The 14,693-nt window shown below is 72.6% G+C and carries 16 protein-coding genes; 4 read left to right on the forward strand and 12 right to left on the reverse strand.

Going from position 1 to position 14,693, the window contains the following annotated elements; genetic code table 11:
- Nucleotides 1–28 precede the first annotated feature (28 nt).
- From ACH499_RS23130 to ACH499_RS23155, 6 genes are all read right to left on the reverse strand, one after another.
- Nucleotides 29–1,156, reverse strand: coding sequence for a tryptophan dimethylallyltransferase family protein (locus ACH499_RS23130; protein ID WP_399018012.1), 1,128 nt, complete (start codon nucleotides 1,154–1,156; stop codon nucleotides 29–31).
- 204 nt (nucleotides 1,157–1,360) lie between these two features.
- The gene (locus ACH499_RS23135; RefSeq protein WP_399018014.1) at nucleotides 1,361–2,710 is read right to left on the reverse strand and encodes a cytochrome P450; all 1,350 of its coding nucleotides are present in this window, start codon (nucleotides 2,708–2,710) and stop codon (nucleotides 1,361–1,363) included.
- 16 nt (nucleotides 2,711–2,726) lie between these two features.
- Nucleotides 2,727–3,320 carry an ATP/GTP-binding protein gene (locus ACH499_RS23140; RefSeq protein WP_356200432.1) on the reverse strand — a complete coding sequence of 198 codons (594 nt, stop codon included), beginning with the start codon at nucleotides 3,318–3,320 and terminating at the stop codon, nucleotides 2,727–2,729.
- On the reverse strand, nucleotides 3,295–3,672 hold the full coding sequence (locus ACH499_RS23145) for a DUF742 domain-containing protein (RefSeq protein WP_356200431.1): 378 nt from the start codon (nucleotides 3,670–3,672) through the stop codon (nucleotides 3,295–3,297). The genes ACH499_RS23140 and ACH499_RS23145 overlap by 26 nt, the downstream gene beginning before the upstream one ends.
- The gene (locus tag ACH499_RS23150) at nucleotides 3,669–4,070 is read right to left on the reverse strand and encodes a roadblock/LC7 domain-containing protein (RefSeq protein ID WP_356200429.1); all 402 of its coding nucleotides are present in this window, start codon (nucleotides 4,068–4,070) and stop codon (nucleotides 3,669–3,671) included. Before ACH499_RS23150 ends, ACH499_RS23145 begins: the two co-directional genes overlap by 4 nt.
- Nucleotides 4,067–5,239: an ATP-binding protein gene (locus ACH499_RS23155; protein WP_356200427.1), complete on the reverse strand. Its 1,173-nt coding sequence runs from the start codon at nucleotides 5,237–5,239 to the stop codon at nucleotides 4,067–4,069. The genes ACH499_RS23150 and ACH499_RS23155 overlap by 4 nt, the downstream gene beginning before the upstream one ends.
- A 328-nt stretch (nucleotides 5,240–5,567) precedes the next feature.
- On the opposite strand from ACH499_RS23155, the gene ACH499_RS23160 reads away from it, so the two are divergent.
- Entirely contained in the window at nucleotides 5,568–6,320 is a 753-nt protein-coding gene (locus tag ACH499_RS23160) for a sulfite exporter TauE/SafE family protein (protein ID WP_356200638.1), read from the forward strand.
- A 13-nt stretch (nucleotides 6,321–6,333) separates the two neighbouring features.
- Here ACH499_RS23160 and ACH499_RS23165 read toward each other — a convergent pair whose 3' ends face one another.
- Both ACH499_RS23165 and ACH499_RS23170 read right to left on the reverse strand, forming a co-directional pair.
- A complete protein-coding gene (locus tag ACH499_RS23165; RefSeq protein WP_399018161.1) occupies nucleotides 6,334–6,966 on the reverse strand; it encodes a response regulator in 633 nt (210 codons plus the stop codon).
- Nucleotides 6,966–8,255, reverse strand: a complete 1,290-nt coding sequence (locus ACH499_RS23170; protein WP_399018017.1) for a sensor histidine kinase — start codon at nucleotides 8,253–8,255, stop codon at nucleotides 6,966–6,968. The genes ACH499_RS23165 and ACH499_RS23170 overlap by 1 nt, the downstream gene beginning before the upstream one ends.
- A gap of 227 nt (nucleotides 8,256–8,482) precedes the next feature.
- On the opposite strand from ACH499_RS23170, the gene ACH499_RS23175 reads away from it, so the two are divergent.
- Together ACH499_RS23175 and ACH499_RS23180 are read left to right on the forward strand one after the other, a co-directional pair.
- Entirely contained in the window at nucleotides 8,483–9,208 is a 726-nt protein-coding gene (locus ACH499_RS23175; RefSeq protein WP_356200420.1) for a trypsin-like serine protease, read from the forward strand.
- 154 nt (nucleotides 9,209–9,362) lie between these two features.
- Nucleotides 9,363–10,214, forward strand: coding sequence for an ATP-binding cassette domain-containing protein (locus ACH499_RS23180; protein ID WP_356200418.1), 852 nt, complete (start codon nucleotides 9,363–9,365; stop codon nucleotides 10,212–10,214).
- Between the two features lie 323 nt (nucleotides 10,215–10,537).
- Here ACH499_RS23180 and ACH499_RS23185 read toward each other — a convergent pair whose 3' ends face one another.
- From ACH499_RS23185 to ACH499_RS23200, 4 genes are all read right to left on the reverse strand, one after another.
- A complete protein-coding gene (locus tag ACH499_RS23185) occupies nucleotides 10,538–11,416 on the reverse strand; it encodes an oxygenase MpaB family protein (protein WP_356200416.1) in 879 nt (292 codons plus the stop codon).
- Between the two features lie 105 nt (nucleotides 11,417–11,521).
- Nucleotides 11,522–11,845, reverse strand: coding sequence for a transglycosylase family protein (locus tag ACH499_RS23190; protein ID WP_399018020.1), 324 nt, complete (start codon nucleotides 11,843–11,845; stop codon nucleotides 11,522–11,524).
- Between the two features lie 183 nt (nucleotides 11,846–12,028).
- The gene (locus tag ACH499_RS23195; RefSeq protein ID WP_399018022.1) at nucleotides 12,029–12,565 is read right to left on the reverse strand and encodes an isochorismatase family cysteine hydrolase; all 537 of its coding nucleotides are present in this window, start codon (nucleotides 12,563–12,565) and stop codon (nucleotides 12,029–12,031) included.
- A 74-nt stretch (nucleotides 12,566–12,639) separates the two neighbouring features.
- A complete protein-coding gene (locus tag ACH499_RS23200) occupies nucleotides 12,640–13,437 on the reverse strand; it encodes a restriction endonuclease (protein ID WP_399018024.1) in 798 nt (265 codons plus the stop codon).
- Between the two features lie 163 nt (nucleotides 13,438–13,600).
- On the opposite strand from ACH499_RS23200, the gene ACH499_RS23205 reads away from it, so the two are divergent.
- The gene (locus tag ACH499_RS23205) at nucleotides 13,601–14,659 is read left to right on the forward strand and encodes a right-handed parallel beta-helix repeat-containing protein (protein ID WP_356200412.1); all 1,059 of its coding nucleotides are present in this window, start codon (nucleotides 13,601–13,603) and stop codon (nucleotides 14,657–14,659) included.
- The last annotated feature ends 34 nt before the right edge of the window (nucleotides 14,660–14,693 follow it).

Genomic DNA, 14,693 nt, shown 5'->3' on the forward strand with positions numbered 1-14,693 from the left:
GGGGCCCCGCTCCGGGGCCGCACCCGCCTCAGCGCACCGCCACCGGGTCCCGGCTCTCCCGGACGACCGGGGGCCGCACGGCGTACGCCTCCGAGGAGAGGTACGCGGTCACCCGCGGCGCGTGGTCCCGCTGGTGGGCCAGCGCCAGGTAGGCGATCAGTCCCACCCCGTGCTCCGGCCGACGCCCGGTCAGGGCGGCCAGCGAGCGGGCGAGCACGGGGGTGTCCATGCCGTACCGGCGCAGCACGCTCACGCCCCGGGCGAGGGCCTCCCCGTCGTGCCGGGCGTAGTCCCGGACGGGGATGTGGAGGGTGAAGCCGGTCGGCCGCGGCGAACGGGGATCGGTGAAGGAGTGGCACGTCAGCCCGGGCCGCCCATCCAGCCGTGCCACCCGGGTGCCCGCGCCCGCGGCCGTGAGGAAGAAGTCCTCGACCGCGGCGGGGTGCGGGCTCGGTTCCATGCGGGACAGCCGCCCGGCCAGCCCGGCCGTCATGCTGTCGTGCCGCAGGTAGACCTTGAGCCGGGGTTCCTCCCAGTCCCCCAGGTCGAGGGCGACGAACGGGTACCCGTCGGCGGGGGGCAGCGCGGCGAACGCCTGCCGGTGGCCCAGCCGGTGGAGGGCCTCGCGCACCGTCTCCACGGTCCGCTTCGGCCCGGACGCGGCCGGGTTCAGGTACACCTTGACCTTGGGCACGCCGCCCGGCCGCAGCTCCAGCGCGATCCACAGGGCCAGCGGGCCCTGGGGGGAACGCGGCAGGAACAGGTCCTCGACCCTGTCGAGCGGGCCGGTGGTGAAGTTCCAGCGTTTCGCCATCGCCCGGACCGTCTCGAGCCCGACGCGGCCGTTGCGAGCCAGGCTGTCTGCGCCGCAGCCCGGTTCCAGGAGCACCCGCAGTGCGGGAGCCGCGCCCGGCTGGAAGGAGAGGGAGAACTCCACCGGGGTGTGGTCGTCGGACAGGAAGGTGCGGTTGGGGGGCGGCAGCGCCAACGACCGTCCGCTTTCCGCCCCCAGAAGGTCCGTCAGGAGGCGGGCATAGGTGTCGGTGTCGGCCTCGGACAGACCCGCGACCGCGCCGAGTCTTCGCAACTGACCGCTGGTGAAGGCGCCGAGGGTCTCCGCGTCGCGCGGCCGGACGCCCGGGGAAGCCCCGGTCACCGGCCCGCCCCTCGTCGAAGGCGCACACGAAGATACCCGCCCGTTGGGGCGGGTATCCGAGAGTTCCGCGGCCGGGAAGCGGCGTTCGTGGATATGTGGTCCACGACACCTCCTTTTACTCGTGAGCAACTTGAGCCGCGTGCTCACTACCCGGGCCGTGGAACGTTTATGCGAAAGCGGCAGGTTGGGAGGGTGTTACGCGTGTCACCGTGTGAGCCAGTTGAGGAACGAGCTCCACATCCCCCCGCGTTCGGGCGCACGCGCCGGGCCCGAGGCGCTGTGCTGCGCGGGCGCCGCGTCACCGGCGGCCCGGCCGGTTCCCCGGTCCCCGCGTACGGGGGTGAAGCGGGCCGGGAGGTTGGCCAGGGCCCGGTTGAAGGGGCCCGGACGCCAGGTCAGGCTGTCCTCGGGGACGGCGAGTTCGAGATCGGGCAGCTCGTTCAGCAGGTTCTCGACGGCGGTGACGGTGATGTGCCGGGCCGGCTCCTTGGAGGGGCAGGCGTGCGGGCCCGCGCTCCACGCCAGGTGGGCGCGGTTGCTCCCGGCCTGGCGCGCGGCCTGCAGGGCCGGGCCGGTGTTGGCCGCGGCGAAGCTGACCAGCACCAGGTCGCCCGCCCGGAGCGGGTGGCCGGCGAGTTCGACGTCCGCGGCCGGGTAGTGCGGCGCGTAGTTCGACATGGGAGGGTTCTCCCACAGCGTGTCGTCGAGCGCCTCGTCGATCAGGCCGCCCTCGCGCGCGTACCGCTCGTGGGTGAGCAGCCGGTGCAGGGTGTTGCCGATAAGGTTGCGCAGCGGTTCGGCGCCCGCTCCCAGCAGCAGCGCGAGCTGATGGACCATCTCCTCGTCGGTCAGCGCCGACTGGTGCTGCATCAGCCAGGAGGTGACGTCCTCCCCGGGCCTGCTGCGCTTCAGGGCGACCAGCTCGCCGACGGCCTGGAACAGCACCTCGGTGGCCTTCTCGGCGTTGACGCCGTCGAACATCCCGGAGATGCCGAACAGCACGCGGTCGCCGATGCCGGCGGGGCAGCCGAACAGCTCGTTGAACACGAACAGCGGGAGCTGCTTGGCGTAGTCACCGAGCAGGTCGGCCGAACCGCGGGCGGCGAACTGCGAGATGAGGTAGCCGGAGATCTGCTCGGTGCTGCGGCTGAGCCGGCGGGTGTCCACGCGCGCCATGCTGTCCGTGACGGCCTGCCGCAGACGCAGGTGGTCGGCGCCGTCGGCGAACATGCAGTTGGGCCGGTAGGCCAGCAGCGGGGCGACCGGGTTGTCCGGGCCGATCTTGCCCTCGTTGTAGGCACGCCAGCGGCGCGCGTCCTTGCGGTAGGTCCCGGAGTCCTGCAGCAGTTGCAGGGCCGCCGCGTAGTCCGTGACCAGCGTCGCCTCCACGCCGGGGGCGAGTTCGACGGGGGCGGCGGGCCCGAAGTGGCGCAGGTACTCGTAGTACTCCTGGGGGGCCGCGGCGAACTCCGGCCCGTACAGCGGCACGCGGCCGCCGGAGCCGTGTGCCGGGCACCCGGGGGGAGGCAGGGGGGCCGTGTCGTGAGCGTCCATGGTCTGCTCTCAGTTTCTAGCGGGAGTGGTCCAGCAAGTAGCGGACCAGAGTGGTCAGTGCGGCGGCCGACGACCTCTCGTCGCGGGCGTCGCAGGTGACGACGGGGGTGTCGTCGAGCAGGTCCAGAGCCTCGCGCAGCGCCGCCTCGTCGCGCAGCGGGGCGCCGTCGAAGTGGTTGACGGCGATGGCGTACTCGAGTCCGTAGTGCTCGATGAGGTCGATCACCGGGAAGGAGTCCGCGAGGCGTTCGGGGTCGACGAGGACCAGCGCGCCGAGCGCGCCGCGGGCCATGTCCTCCCACATCTGCACGAAGCGCTGCTGTCCGGGCGTGCCGAAGAGGTAGAGCACGACGCGGTCGCTGATGGTCAGGCGGCCGAAGTCCATGGCGACCGTGGTGGTGGTCTTGCCCTTGACCCCCTTGAGGTCGTCGACCGACTCGGCGGCCTGCGTCATCGTCTCCTCGGTCGTGAGGGGCTCGATCTCCGAGATGGACCCGATGAGGGTGGTCTTGCCCACCGCGAAGTGCCCGACGACGAGGATCTTGACGGCGGTCTGGGTCGCTCCGCCGCGGACGTAGGCCTGCTCATCCAAACTTGGCGCGGAGACCATTGAGCACCTCCTCCAGGATCTCCTTGTCCGCGAGGCGGGCGCGGGCCACCGGCGGGCGGGTCATGATGTGCCCGCCCTCCTTCAGGGAGGCCAGCAGGATCCGCACCACGCCCAGCGGGAAGTGGGTGTGCCCGGCGATCTCGGCGACCGAGAGGTAGCCGGCGGAGCAGACGTCCAGCAGGCTCTGCTCCTCGGGGGACAGCCGGGTCGGCCGCCGCGTCTCGTCGGCGGCCGCGGTGACCAGGGTGATGAGGGAGAGCTGCTCGTCGTCGGGCAGGCCCCTCCCCTTGGTGATGACGTACGGCCGCACTAATTCCGCGGCTTCCGGCTCCCAGCCGTCGTGGTCGGTCATGAGTGGGTGCCGAGGTTCTCGCGCGGCGGTGTGGTCAGCCGCTTGCCGAGCTGGGCGACGAGCTGCTGCATGCGGAAGGTGATGTCCGCCATGTCGACCTCGGGCGAGGCGGAGACGGCGAGGTAGGCGCCCTCTCCGGCGGAGATCAGGAACACCCAGCCGCCGTCGAACTCGACCAGGGTCTGCCGCCAGGCCTGGTGCGGGTCCTCACAGAAGAAGGCGAGCGTCCGGCTGAGCGACTGCACACCGCTCATCGCGGCGGCGACCCGGTCCGCGTCGTCCTTGTCGAAGTCCTGCGTCCGCGCCATCAGAAGACCGTCGGCGGATATCAGGACCGCGTGCAGGGCCCCGGGAATCTCCAGGGCGCTGTCGAGCATCCATGACAGATCGTCGTTCACGAGACTCCATGTCCTTCGCTGCTTGCACCAGGTGTTCTGCTCGTGCCGTCCGCGTCGGACGGCTGGGTGACGCGGCCGGACCGCGTGCCCCGCTGGAAGGCACCCATGATCTGTGCCTGTTCGGATTCGGAACGGCTCGCGGGGCGCGGCGCGGACGCGGTACCGGGCACGATGGCCATCGGCCGCTTGCGGCGCCGCCGGGGAAGGCCGTCACTGGTCTCGGAGGGGGCGAGCGCGGCTTCCGGACCGCCGTCGAGGACAGGCCGGGCCGGCCCCTGGCCGGGCTGTACGGGCATCTTCTTCTCCGGCATGGCGGTGAGCAGGTCGTGCGGCAGCAGGACGACCGCGCGCACGCCTCCGTAGGGGGACGAGGAGTCCACCGACGCCTCGAAGCCGAAACGCTCGCACAGCAGGCCGATGACCGCGAAGCCGAACTGCGGGGGGTTGCCGAGTCCCGCCACGCCCGAGGCGCGCTCGCTGGAGAGCAGCTTCTCGGCGCGCGTGCGCTCCTCGTCGCTCATGCCGACACCGGCGTCGTCGACGACGATGCAGATGCCCTTGGGCACGGTGCGGATGTTGATCTCGACGACGGTGTCCGGGCTGGAGTAGCTCGTGGCGTTGTCGAGGAGTTCGGCCAGGGCCAGGGCGACGGGTTCGACGGCGCGGCTGGTGATGCCGAAGTCGACCTGGGAGAGGATCTCCACCCGCCGGAAGTGCCGGATCCGGCCCTGCGCGCTGCGCACGACGTCGTAGACGGAGGCGGTGTCGCGCCGGCCGCCGAGCCAGCCGTCGCAGAGCACGGCGATGGACTGCGCGCGCCGGCCGAACTGCGAGTTGGTGTGGTCGATCTCCAGCAGGTCCTGGAGCAGGGCCGAGTCACCGTACTTGTTCTGCAGCCGGGTGAGCACGAGCTGCTGTTCGGCCGCCAGGCCCTGGAGTGTGCGCATGGCGGACTTCAGGACGGTCTTGGTCTCGTCCTCGGCCCTCTCCTGCGCCGCGCGCACGGACTTTCCGTAATCGTTCTCCAGCTCCGTGTAGTGGTCCTTGAGGCCCTGCACTTCCTGCCGCAACGCCCTGGCCGCCTTGCGCTGGCGGCTGATCAGCACGGCAGCGGCGACGAGGGCGACGAGAAGGACCCACAGCAATGGGTTTCCTGTGTATTCCGTCATAAGACTCTCTTCAGGCGACTGACGGCTTGCTGAATTCCCGTCCGTGCGGGCGGCCCGGCGGACCGCCCGCACAGGGAATGCTGTCCGGACCGTCTCTGAAGTCGGGGATGCCGTCTTTCACCCATCCGCCCGCTCCGCAAACGCGGTGATCGTATCACCGCGTGATCAGGTGAATTTACGTCAAGAAGTGGGCGGTCAGGACCGGTTGGGGCCCGATGAGGACCGTCTGGTTCCGGGTGAGTACAGTCGGCCCGGTGGAAAAAGCACAGGGCACGTTCCGGCCGGAAGCGCGGCCCGTCCGTGGGGGTGGGGCGTGACGCCGGAGGCCATGGCGGCGGTGTTCACCGCGGGGTTCGGGGCCGGCGCGGTCAACAGTGTCGTCGGCTCCGGGACGCTGATCACCTTCCCCGTGCTGCTGGCCGCGGGACTGCCGCCCGTCACGGCGACGGTGTCCAATGCCCTCGGCCTCATCCCGGGTTCGGTGAGCGGCGCCGTCGGTTACCGCGAGGAGCTGCGCGGCCAGCGCCGACGGGTCCTGAAGCTGAGCGCCGGCGCCCTCGTCGGCGGGCTCGCGGGGGCCTCGCTGCTGCTGTCCCTGCCGGCCGACGCGTTCGAGACGATCGTGCCGGTGCTGGTCGGGCTCGCGCTGGTACTGGTCGCCTTCCAGCCCCGGCTCGCCGCCGTGGTGCGCCGGCGCCGGGAACGGACCGGTGACGTCTCCCGCCGGGACGGCGGGCCCCTGCTGTTCGGCGGCCTGACGCTGGCCAGCGTCTACGGCGGCTACTTCGCCGCCGCGCAGGGGATCATCTACCTGTCCCTGATGGGGATGCTCCTCGACGAGCCGCTGCAGCGGCTGAACGCCGTCAAGAACGTCCTCGCGGCCGTCGTCAACACCGTCGCCGCGGCCTTCTTCCTGTTCGCCGCGGACTTCGACTGGACGGCCGTGCTGCTGATCGCGGCCGGTTCCGCGCTCGGCGGGTACACCGGGGCGAAGGTGGGCCGCCGCTTCAGCCCCGTGGTGCTGCGCGGCGCGGTCGTGACCATCGGCACGGTGGCTCTCGTCCAGCTCCTGCTGCGCTGAGCGGCGCCCCGTTTCACGACCGCAGATAGGCGAGGACCGCCAGGACCCTGCGGTGCGTCTCGTCCGCCGGGGGGAGGTCCAACTTTGTCAGGATGTTGCCAATGTGCTTGCCCACCGCGGCGTCCGACACGACGAGTCGCCGCGCGATGGCACCATTTGACCGGCCCTCCGCCATCAACGCGAGCACCTCCCGCTCGCGTGGGGTGAGCCGCTCCAGCGGATCACGGCGGCGGCGCAGCAACTGCCGTACGACCTCGGGGTCGACGACCGTGCCGCCGTCCGCGACCTCGGACAGGGCGTCGACGAACTCCTCGACCTGTCCGACGCGGTCCTTCAGCAGATAGCCGACGCCCGTTCCGTCGCCCGAGTCGAGCAGTTCGGCGGCGTAGGCCCGCTGCACGTACTGGCTGAGCACGAGCACGGGCAGCGTGGGCCGCCTCTCGCGCAGCCGCACCGCGGCGTGCAGGCCCTCGTCCTGGAATCCCGGGGGCATCCGGACGTCGGTGACGACGACGTCGGGGCCGTGCTCCTCGACGGCGGAGAGGAGGGCGCGGGCGTCGCCGACCGCCGCGACGACCCGGTGGCCGCAGCGGTCGAGCAGGGCGATGAGGCCGTCCCGCAGCAGCACACTGTCCTCGGCCAGCACTACGCGCAGTGCCCGGTCCACTCGCACGGCATCTCCACACGCAGCAGGGTCGGTCCGCCCGGCGGGCTGGACAGGGAGAGTCTGCCATCCAGCACCGACACCCGGTCGGCGAGTCCGGTCAGTCCGCTGCCCTCCCCCGCCCGCGCGCCGCCCCGTCCGTCGTCCCCCACCTCGAGGACCAGCCGTCCGCCGCGGTGCCGGCCGCGCACCCGGGCACGGGACGCCCCGCTGTGCCTGGCGACGTTGGCGAGGGCCTCGCACACCACGAAGTACGCCGTGGCCTCCACCGCCCGGGGCAGCCGTCCGGGCAGCTCCAGCTCCAGGTCGACGGGTACGGCGGAGCGGTCGGCGGCATCGGCGACGGCGGCTTCGAGGCCGTAGTCGGCGAGGACCTTGGGGTGGATGCCGTGGATCAGCTCGCGCAGTTCCTCCAGGGCCAGGCCCGCCTCCCGGTGGGCCTTGGCGAGCTGGTCGGCGAGCGGGCCGGGCGGGGCGTCCAGACGGGCCAGACCGAGGGTCATGGTCAACGCGACCAGACGTTGCTGCGCCCCGTCGTGCAGGTCGCGTTCGATGCGGCGGCGCTCGGCCTCGAAGGCGTCCACCAACCGGACGCGGGAGCGGGTCAGTTCGACGACCCTGGCGTCCAGGCCGCCCCCGCGCGGGGCGATCAGCAGCCGGGTCAGCTCGGCGCGGGCGCCGGCCGCGGCGGCCAGGACGTAGGCGCCGAGGGCCAGCAGCACCAGCCCGAGCAGGGCGACGCCGCAGGCGGCCGGCCAGGTGGTGACCGTCCACTGCTTGAGTACCTTGGCCTCGGTGCCGTCGCCGACGGTGGCCATGAGCAGCGGTGTCGCGGCCAGGGACGCGGGCACGGCCAGGGCGGCGGTGAGGACGAGGGCGTCGAGGGGCCACAGCAGCAGCGCGAACAGCAGGGCGTGGCCCAGCTCCTGCCAGGTCCTCTGCTCCCGCAGCCGGGTCGTCAGCCACGCCCACGGCCCCGCGCCTCCGGCCGGCCGGTACGGGTCGGGCGCGGGGTCGGCGTCGACCAGGCGCAGCCTGCGCCGCTCGACGCGGGCCACGGGGATGCCGGCGAGGGCGGCCAGGACCAGCAGTGGCAGGCCCACCCCGACGAGGGCGAGGGCAATGCCGAGCACGGCCGTGGTGAGGATGCCCGTGAGCGCGGCGAGGCCCGCCGCCACACCGGTGAGCAGATAGCCCGCCGAGCGCCACGGCCACGAAGAGAGCAGGAAGCCGGGCCGTGCCATGGCCTGCCACACGTTGCGAGGATGCATGGGGCTCACCGTAGGAGGCCGTCGGGGCGGGGGCCATCGGCGCAGGGGGTGCGGCGGAGGTGGGGCCTGCCCTACCCCCGGCGGGGCAGGACCGGCCGGCAACGGCCCTTCCATAACGGCGGGTTATGGGAAACCGGGAGTGGTGACGACAGCTCCCCGGCCCACATGCTGGAGCGCCCCCACACACCCACACGCGCCCCGGCGCGTGTCGTCGGAATCGAGGAGCCTTGCGCATCACCAGACTCGTCCCCGCCGTGATGGCCGCGGTCATGGCCGCACTCCTGTCCGCCCTCGCGCTCGCGCCGGGCGCCAACGCCGTGGAGACCCGGCCCGGCGGCGGCCCCCAGCCGATCATCGGCGGCGGATACGCACAGAGCGCCCCCTGGGCGGCCCGCCTGTTCTCCAACGGCACGCAGACCTGTACCTCCACCATCATCTCCCCCACCTGGATCCTCACCGCCAAGCACTGCGTCACCGGCGGCGGGCTGTCCTTCCGCATCGGCAGCCTCGACCAGCGCACCGGCGGCACGGTGGCCAACGGCATACAGACCGTCACCCACTCCTCGTCCGACCTGGCACTGGTCCGCCTCGACCGCTCCGTCTCCGCGACCTACGCCCGGCTCGGCCAGCCCGGCACGGTGCGCGTGGGCCAGACCGTGCAGGTCTACGGCTGGGGCGCCACCTCCCGTTGCGGCTCGGAGATCAACTGCCAGTCCCCGTACCTGAAGGTCGCCGACGTCAGCGTGACCGGCGGCTGCACCGACGCCTACTACGGTTCGGCGATCTGCGCGCGCCCCGTCGACGGCATCACCGCGGGCGGCGACTCCGGCGGCCCGATGATGGCCGGCGGCGTCCAGGTCGGCGTCGCCTCGACCAGCGACCGGCAGACCACCACGGCGTACACGAACGTGACCGCGTACCGCTCCTGGATCCAGTCCGTGGCGGGTGTCTGACCTCCCCGCTCCGTTCCCTTCCGCGCCTGTCCCCGTTCACCGGGGGGCAGGCGCGGCCGTGTCCGCGCGTCCAGCAGACGGACGCCCCGGCAACAACATGGCGGATGCACCTACCGTCCCGGTGAACGACGGTGTCGCGGGGAGGAGCGTCCGTATGGCCGGGCAGGGTGCGCAGCCCAAGGTGAGCGGTCCCGAGGAGGCCGTGCTGCGGCTGGAGGACGTGGGCGTGCGCCGCCACACGACGGACCGGCTCGTCCTCGACGGCGTCGACTGGACGGTCCGGCCGGGCGAGCACTGGGCCCTGCTCGGGGCCAACGGCGCCGGCAAGACCACCCTGCTGCGGCTGCTCGGCGCCCTGATGCACCCCACGACCGGCGGCGTGGAGGTCCTCGGCAGCCGCCTCGGCCGCGTGGACGTCCGCGAGCTGAGGGCCCGCATCGGCCACGTCACCTCGGCCCAGCGCGTGCCGCAGGACCTCAGCGCCCACGCGGTCGTGCTCACCGGTCACAGCGGCACGGTGCAGCCGCTGTGGCGGACGTACGGCGACGAGGTCCGCCTGCGCGCGCACGAGCTGCTGAGCGAGCTGGGCGTCGAGGAGCTGGCCGACCGGCCGTACGGTGTCTGCTCCGGCGGCCAGCGGGCGCGCGTCCTCATCGCCAGGGCGCTGATGGCCGACCCCGCGCTGCTGCTCCTGGACGAGCCGTTCAACGCCCTGGACCTGCCCTCCCGCGAGGACCTGGTCGAGGCCATGCATCAGCTCGCCGAGGGGCGCCCCCGTCTGGCGACGGTGACGGTGACCCATCATCTGGAGGAGTTGTTCCCGGCCGTCAGCCACGCCCTGCTGCTACGGGAGGGCCGCGTCCTGTCCCGCGGGCCCGTGGACGCCGTGCTGACCGATGCCCTGCTGACCGCCTGCTTCGGCCGCGACATCACCGTGTCCCGGCGCGACGGCCGCTGGTCGGCCTACTCGGGCCGGCGCACCCGGGGCCCGTTCGGAGCGCGTTGATCGGCCGTGCGGGCGCGTCGCCGCGACGTGGCGCACCGGCGAACGCGCGACCGCGGCCGGCGGGGACCGGGCCGACGGGCGTGACCTCGTTCTCGGCGCGTGGTCGGCGTCCCGCACGCCCGCGGGGCACCCGGAGGGCGGCGCCCAAGTCTGCCTCGTCAGCCTCGGGTTGACCGGGGTAGCCCGCCGGGGTGGCATCCGTCCGCCACCGCCGCCGGCCGTTTCCGGCCGCCGGGCTCTGGGCAGCCACTCGCGGGGGAGCCGACGGCGGTCCCGGACGAAGCGCACACCCGACACGTCCGGGGCCGCCCTCGCGCGTGCGCCTACCCGGCGTCCCGGGGCGGCGGGGCCATCACCCAGCGGATCCCGGCGGTCACGGCCGTGCCGAGCGGACGGACGCACAACGCCTCCGCGGGGGACAGCCGGGGCAGCCGCAGGGCGCGCGAGGCCCACCTCGGCAGCAGCGAGACCGCGTTGGCGGCGATGACTCCGTACGGGAGGCGGGCGAGGAGCGGGACGGGCGGGTTCAGCAGCAGGAACCGGGCGGTGCCGCGGGCTTCCGGGGTGGCGCGCAGCTCGCCGCGGTAGGCGGCCATCCGCTCGGCCAGTCCGGCGCGGTCGACGGGCGGGTCGGGCACCCCGAGCACCGTGGCGACGCGCGCCATGTCGGCCACGTAGCCGTCGCAGCCCTCGTCGTCCAGCGGCCGGGCGCCGTAGCGCTGGTGGGCGCGCAGGAAGCTGTCGACCTCCGCGATGTGCACCCAGCACAGCAGATGCGGATCGGACGCCGCGTACTGCTCCCCGGTGGGGGTGGTGCCGCGCACCCCGGCGTGGACGGCCCGCACCCGCTCGCAGGCCTCCTGGGCGCTGTCGGCGGTTCCGAACGTGGTGACGGCGAGGAAGGTGCTGGTCCGCTGGAGCCGGCCCCAGGGGTCGCCGCGGAATCCGGAGTGCGCGGACACGGCAGCCATGGCCAGGGGGTGGAGCGACTGGAGCAGCAGGGCGGACAGGCCGCCGATGAACATCGAGGCGTCCCCGTGCACCCGTCTGACCGGCCGGTCGGGGCCGAACCAGCGCGGGCCGGGAGTGCCGTGGATGCGGGCCCTGTTGTCCCGGCCCTCCGGCCCCGCGACCCTGGAGAAGATCATGTCGCCGAGCCGTGCGCGGGGGTCGGGAAGGCGGCTTTCCGCGGGACGTGTCATGGCTGCCGGTTCCTCCTCCGCCTGCCGGGGCCGGACGGATCTCAGGAGTACGTCTTCCCATGTCCGCTCGAAGGAGACATCGGCAGCCGGCGGCCCCCGTCCGGGTCAGGCACAGCCCCAGGCCGACATCCCCTGCATCCGGGCCAGGCGCTCGGCCACCTTGATCTGTTCCTCCCGGGTGGCCAGGTCCGCGCGCGGCGCGTACTGGAGGCCCCCGGCCGCGATCCAGCTCGACCGCGCGAACTGGAGGCCCCCGTAGTAGCCGTTGCCGGTGTTCGCCTGCCAGTTACCGCTGGACTCGCATTCCGCGATGGCGTCCCAGTCCGTGGCGCGGGGCGCCGACGGTGCGGCGGCCGCCTGCGTGGCGCCGCCCAGAGCGCCGACGGCGATCAGGGCCACGAGGACGGCCGGAATCCTGCACGCGGACACAGCGGGCCGCGCATTCTTACGATCATCTCGTCTACGGATCATATGCAGACTGTTACCTCAGGTGACGGTCCGCCGCCGGGCCCGGCGCCCCCGCATTGCGCCGGACGGAGCAGGAGGCCACCCGGCAGCGTGTGTCCGGTGTGTCGGCAGCACCCGGTCGCCGCCCCCCCTGCAGGGCCTGGTTCAGGCCCACAGCTCGCCGCTCTCGCACACCCGGGCGCCCATGTTGCGCTGCATCATGCGCAGCGCGGCGTCCGCGAGGTCCGCGTGGATGTGGGCCACCGCGTCCCGCGGCACGACGACGTCGAGGTGGCGGATGTGGGCGTCGAGCGCCGAGTAGAGGACGCACTGCTCCGTCACCTGCCCGCACAGCACCAGTTGTTCGATGCCCTGCTGGTGGAGCAGGTACGTCAGCGGGGTCTCGAAGAAGATCGAGTGACGGGCCTTGACCACGAAGAGGGAGGACTCGTCGGGCCGCAGCGGCTCGACGAGCCGGGCGTGCGGTCCCGACAGGGCCTTGTCGAGCATTTCGCCGTGGTGCGAGCGCCACTCGCCGAAGTTGTCGTTGACGTAGATCACGGGGACGTCCCTCCGCCGCGCCCGCCGGAGCAGGTCGGCGACCACGGGCACCACCGCCTCCGCCGACGGGAGGAGCTGGTCGGCGTCCTTGTGGTCATACGTGTTGATCATGTCGATGACGATCAGTGCGGTCTTGCCCATGGCGTCCAGGTTGCCACCGGGGAGCGGGGAGGCGGTCCCGCCGGGCCGACGGCGCGGCACGGAACCCCGGAATGTCACCACGGCGCCCGGTCCGGCAGGTCCGCCGCCTCCTGCACACCGGTGCCCACGGCCCAGGGCCGCGGCCCGAGCCCCTCGGTCCACTCCCGCAACCGGTGCCCGTCCACGCAGACTATGCCGCACTGCTCGGCGTAGTCGGCGGCGGGCGCGGTGAAGTCGCTGCTGGTGACGAGTACGGCCACATCGGCCTCGTGGACGGTGAAGCAGGTGCCGCCGAAGCGCTGGAGTTCCTCGGAGCCGACCTTGTGGTCCTCGCCGTAGCGCTTGCACTGGATGACCAGGCGCCGGCCGTCGGGGGTCACCGCCCGCACGTCGGCGCCGAGGTCGCCCGCCCCGCCCACCACCTCGACCTCGGCGCATCCGTCCCGTACGCAGAGGTCCGCTATCGCCTGCTCGAACTCGTCGGGGCTCAGTGCCGCGTGGTCGACGACCCGCACGGTGACGGGCTCGTCGCGGGGCTCCGCGGGCACGGCCGGCCGGGCGGGCGGCTCCGTCTCCAGCTCGTCCAGGGCGGTGGCCGTGGCCTGCTCCAGGGCGCGGGTGGTGCGGCGGGCCAGCCTCCTCGCGGACAGGCGCGAGTGGCCCCGGCGACCGAGGACGACGGCCACGACGGCGCCGCACAGCAGGACCACGGCCCATGCGGGGCGGTGCTCGGCCACACCGAACGCCGTGCGCGCCACCAGCCCGGCGAGGCCGAGGCCGAGTGCTGCGAGGACGAAGAACATGGCGGTCGCGCGCAGGTCGAAACGCCGTCCCGCGGGCATGCGGCGGCTCCGGTACTCGGGTGCGGTCACGGTCCGGGTCCTCCTCGAAAGCCGGTGCGGAGATCACCTCCGCGTCTGCCCTCCGACGGCACGCTCAGTCGCCGCGAACACCCGCCGTGCGCAGGTCACATGACACGCCGTCGGATGGCTCATGGTCCTCGCGCCGGAACTATCAGGGCATAACGTGCCCAATATGAAGAAAAGCCATGTCGTGTACCTCGTGTGCACCGCAGCGATGTTCGCCACGGGTCTGGGAGCGGCTCCGGCGGGTGCCGTCCACCGCAGCCACGTGGTCCACCCCGGAGAATCGATCCAGAAGGCGGTGAACGCCGCCAAGGCGGGCGACACCGTCTTCGTCACCGCCGGCACCTACCACGAGAGCGTCACGGTGAGTACCCCCGGTCTCACCCTGCGCGGCATGGGCCGCCACACGGTCATCAAGCCGAGCACCAAGAAGGCCACCGACACCTGCGCCAAGGGCGGCAACGGCATCTGCGTGGTCGGCACGAAGGACAAGAAGGTCAAGGGCGTCACCGTCGCCTCCCTGACGGTGACCGGCTTCTCCCGCAGCGGCGTGTACTCCGCCGCCACCGACGGGCTGACCGTCCGCAATGTCTCGGCGGTCAAGAACGGCGTGTGGGGCATCTCCCAGGAGTCCTCGCTGCACGGCGTCTTCCGGGCCAACGCCGCCCGGGACAACGGCGACGCGGGCATCTTCATCGCCAACACGATCACGGCCGAGGAGGGCGCCAAGGACACCCGGGGCACGGTCGTCGCGCACAACCGGCTCGAGGGCAACCGGATCGGCGTCACCGTCCGGCGCCTGCGCAACCTCGCCGTCGCGGAGAACTACATCACCGGCAACTGCGCGGGCGTGTTCGTGGTCGGCGACGAGAACAAGCCCAAGGCCGGCGACCTCGTCGTACGCGACAACCTCGTCGTGGGCAACAACAAGTCCTGCCCGAAGACCGAGCGGCTGCCCGCCCTCCAGGGTTCCGGCATCGTCCTGACCGGCACGGAGAAGGTGCTGGTCGCGGACAACAGGGTCGAGGGCCACTCCGGCACCTCCCCGCTGTCCGGCGGGATCGTCCTGTTCAAGAGCATGGTCGGCGTCACCGGCCAGAAGAACGAGGTCAAGGGCAACAGGCTGCGCGACAACAAGCCTGCCGACCTCGTCAGCACGGAGACCGACAAGAGCAACGTCTTCAGCGGCAACTCGTGCACGGCCTCCAAGCCCGCGGGGCTGTGCTGACACCCCGCCCGTAGCCACCCGTGGACAGTAGAAG

Source organism: Streptomyces sp. NPDC018947 (assembly GCF_044390505.1).
Lineage (GTDB): Bacteria > Actinomycetota > Actinomycetes > Streptomycetales > Streptomycetaceae > Streptomyces.

Coding starts and splice junctions, on each gene's coding strand:
- ACH499_RS23135 (WP_399018014.1), bottom strand. CDS start 2,710: ATGGACGCTCACGACACGGCCCCCCTGCCTCCCCCCGGGTGCCCGGCA.
- ACH499_RS23140 (WP_356200432.1), bottom strand. CDS start 3,320: ATGGTCTCCGCGCCAAGTTTGGATGAGCAGGCCTACGTCCGCGGCGGA.
- ACH499_RS23145 (WP_356200431.1), bottom strand. CDS start 3,672: ATGACCGACCACGACGGCTGGGAGCCGGAAGCCGCGGAATTAGTGCGG.
- ACH499_RS23155 (WP_356200427.1), bottom strand. CDS start 5,239: ATGACGGAATACACAGGAAACCCATTGCTGTGGGTCCTTCTCGTCGCC.
- ACH499_RS23160 (WP_356200638.1), top strand. CDS start 5,568: ATGGCGGCGGTGTTCACCGCGGGGTTCGGGGCCGGCGCGGTCAACAGT.
- ACH499_RS23170 (WP_399018017.1), bottom strand. CDS start 8,255: ATGCATCCTCGCAACGTGTGGCAGGCCATGGCACGGCCCGGCTTCCTG.
- ACH499_RS23180 (WP_356200418.1), top strand. CDS start 9,363: ATGGCCGGGCAGGGTGCGCAGCCCAAGGTGAGCGGTCCCGAGGAGGCC.
- ACH499_RS23185 (WP_356200416.1), bottom strand. CDS start 11,416: ATGACACGTCCCGCGGAAAGCCGCCTTCCCGACCCCCGCGCACGGCTC.
- ACH499_RS23195 (WP_399018022.1), bottom strand. CDS start 12,565: ATGGGCAAGACCGCACTGATCGTCATCGACATGATCAACACGTATGAC.
- ACH499_RS23205 (WP_356200412.1), top strand. CDS start 13,601: ATGAAGAAAAGCCATGTCGTGTACCTCGTGTGCACCGCAGCGATGTTC.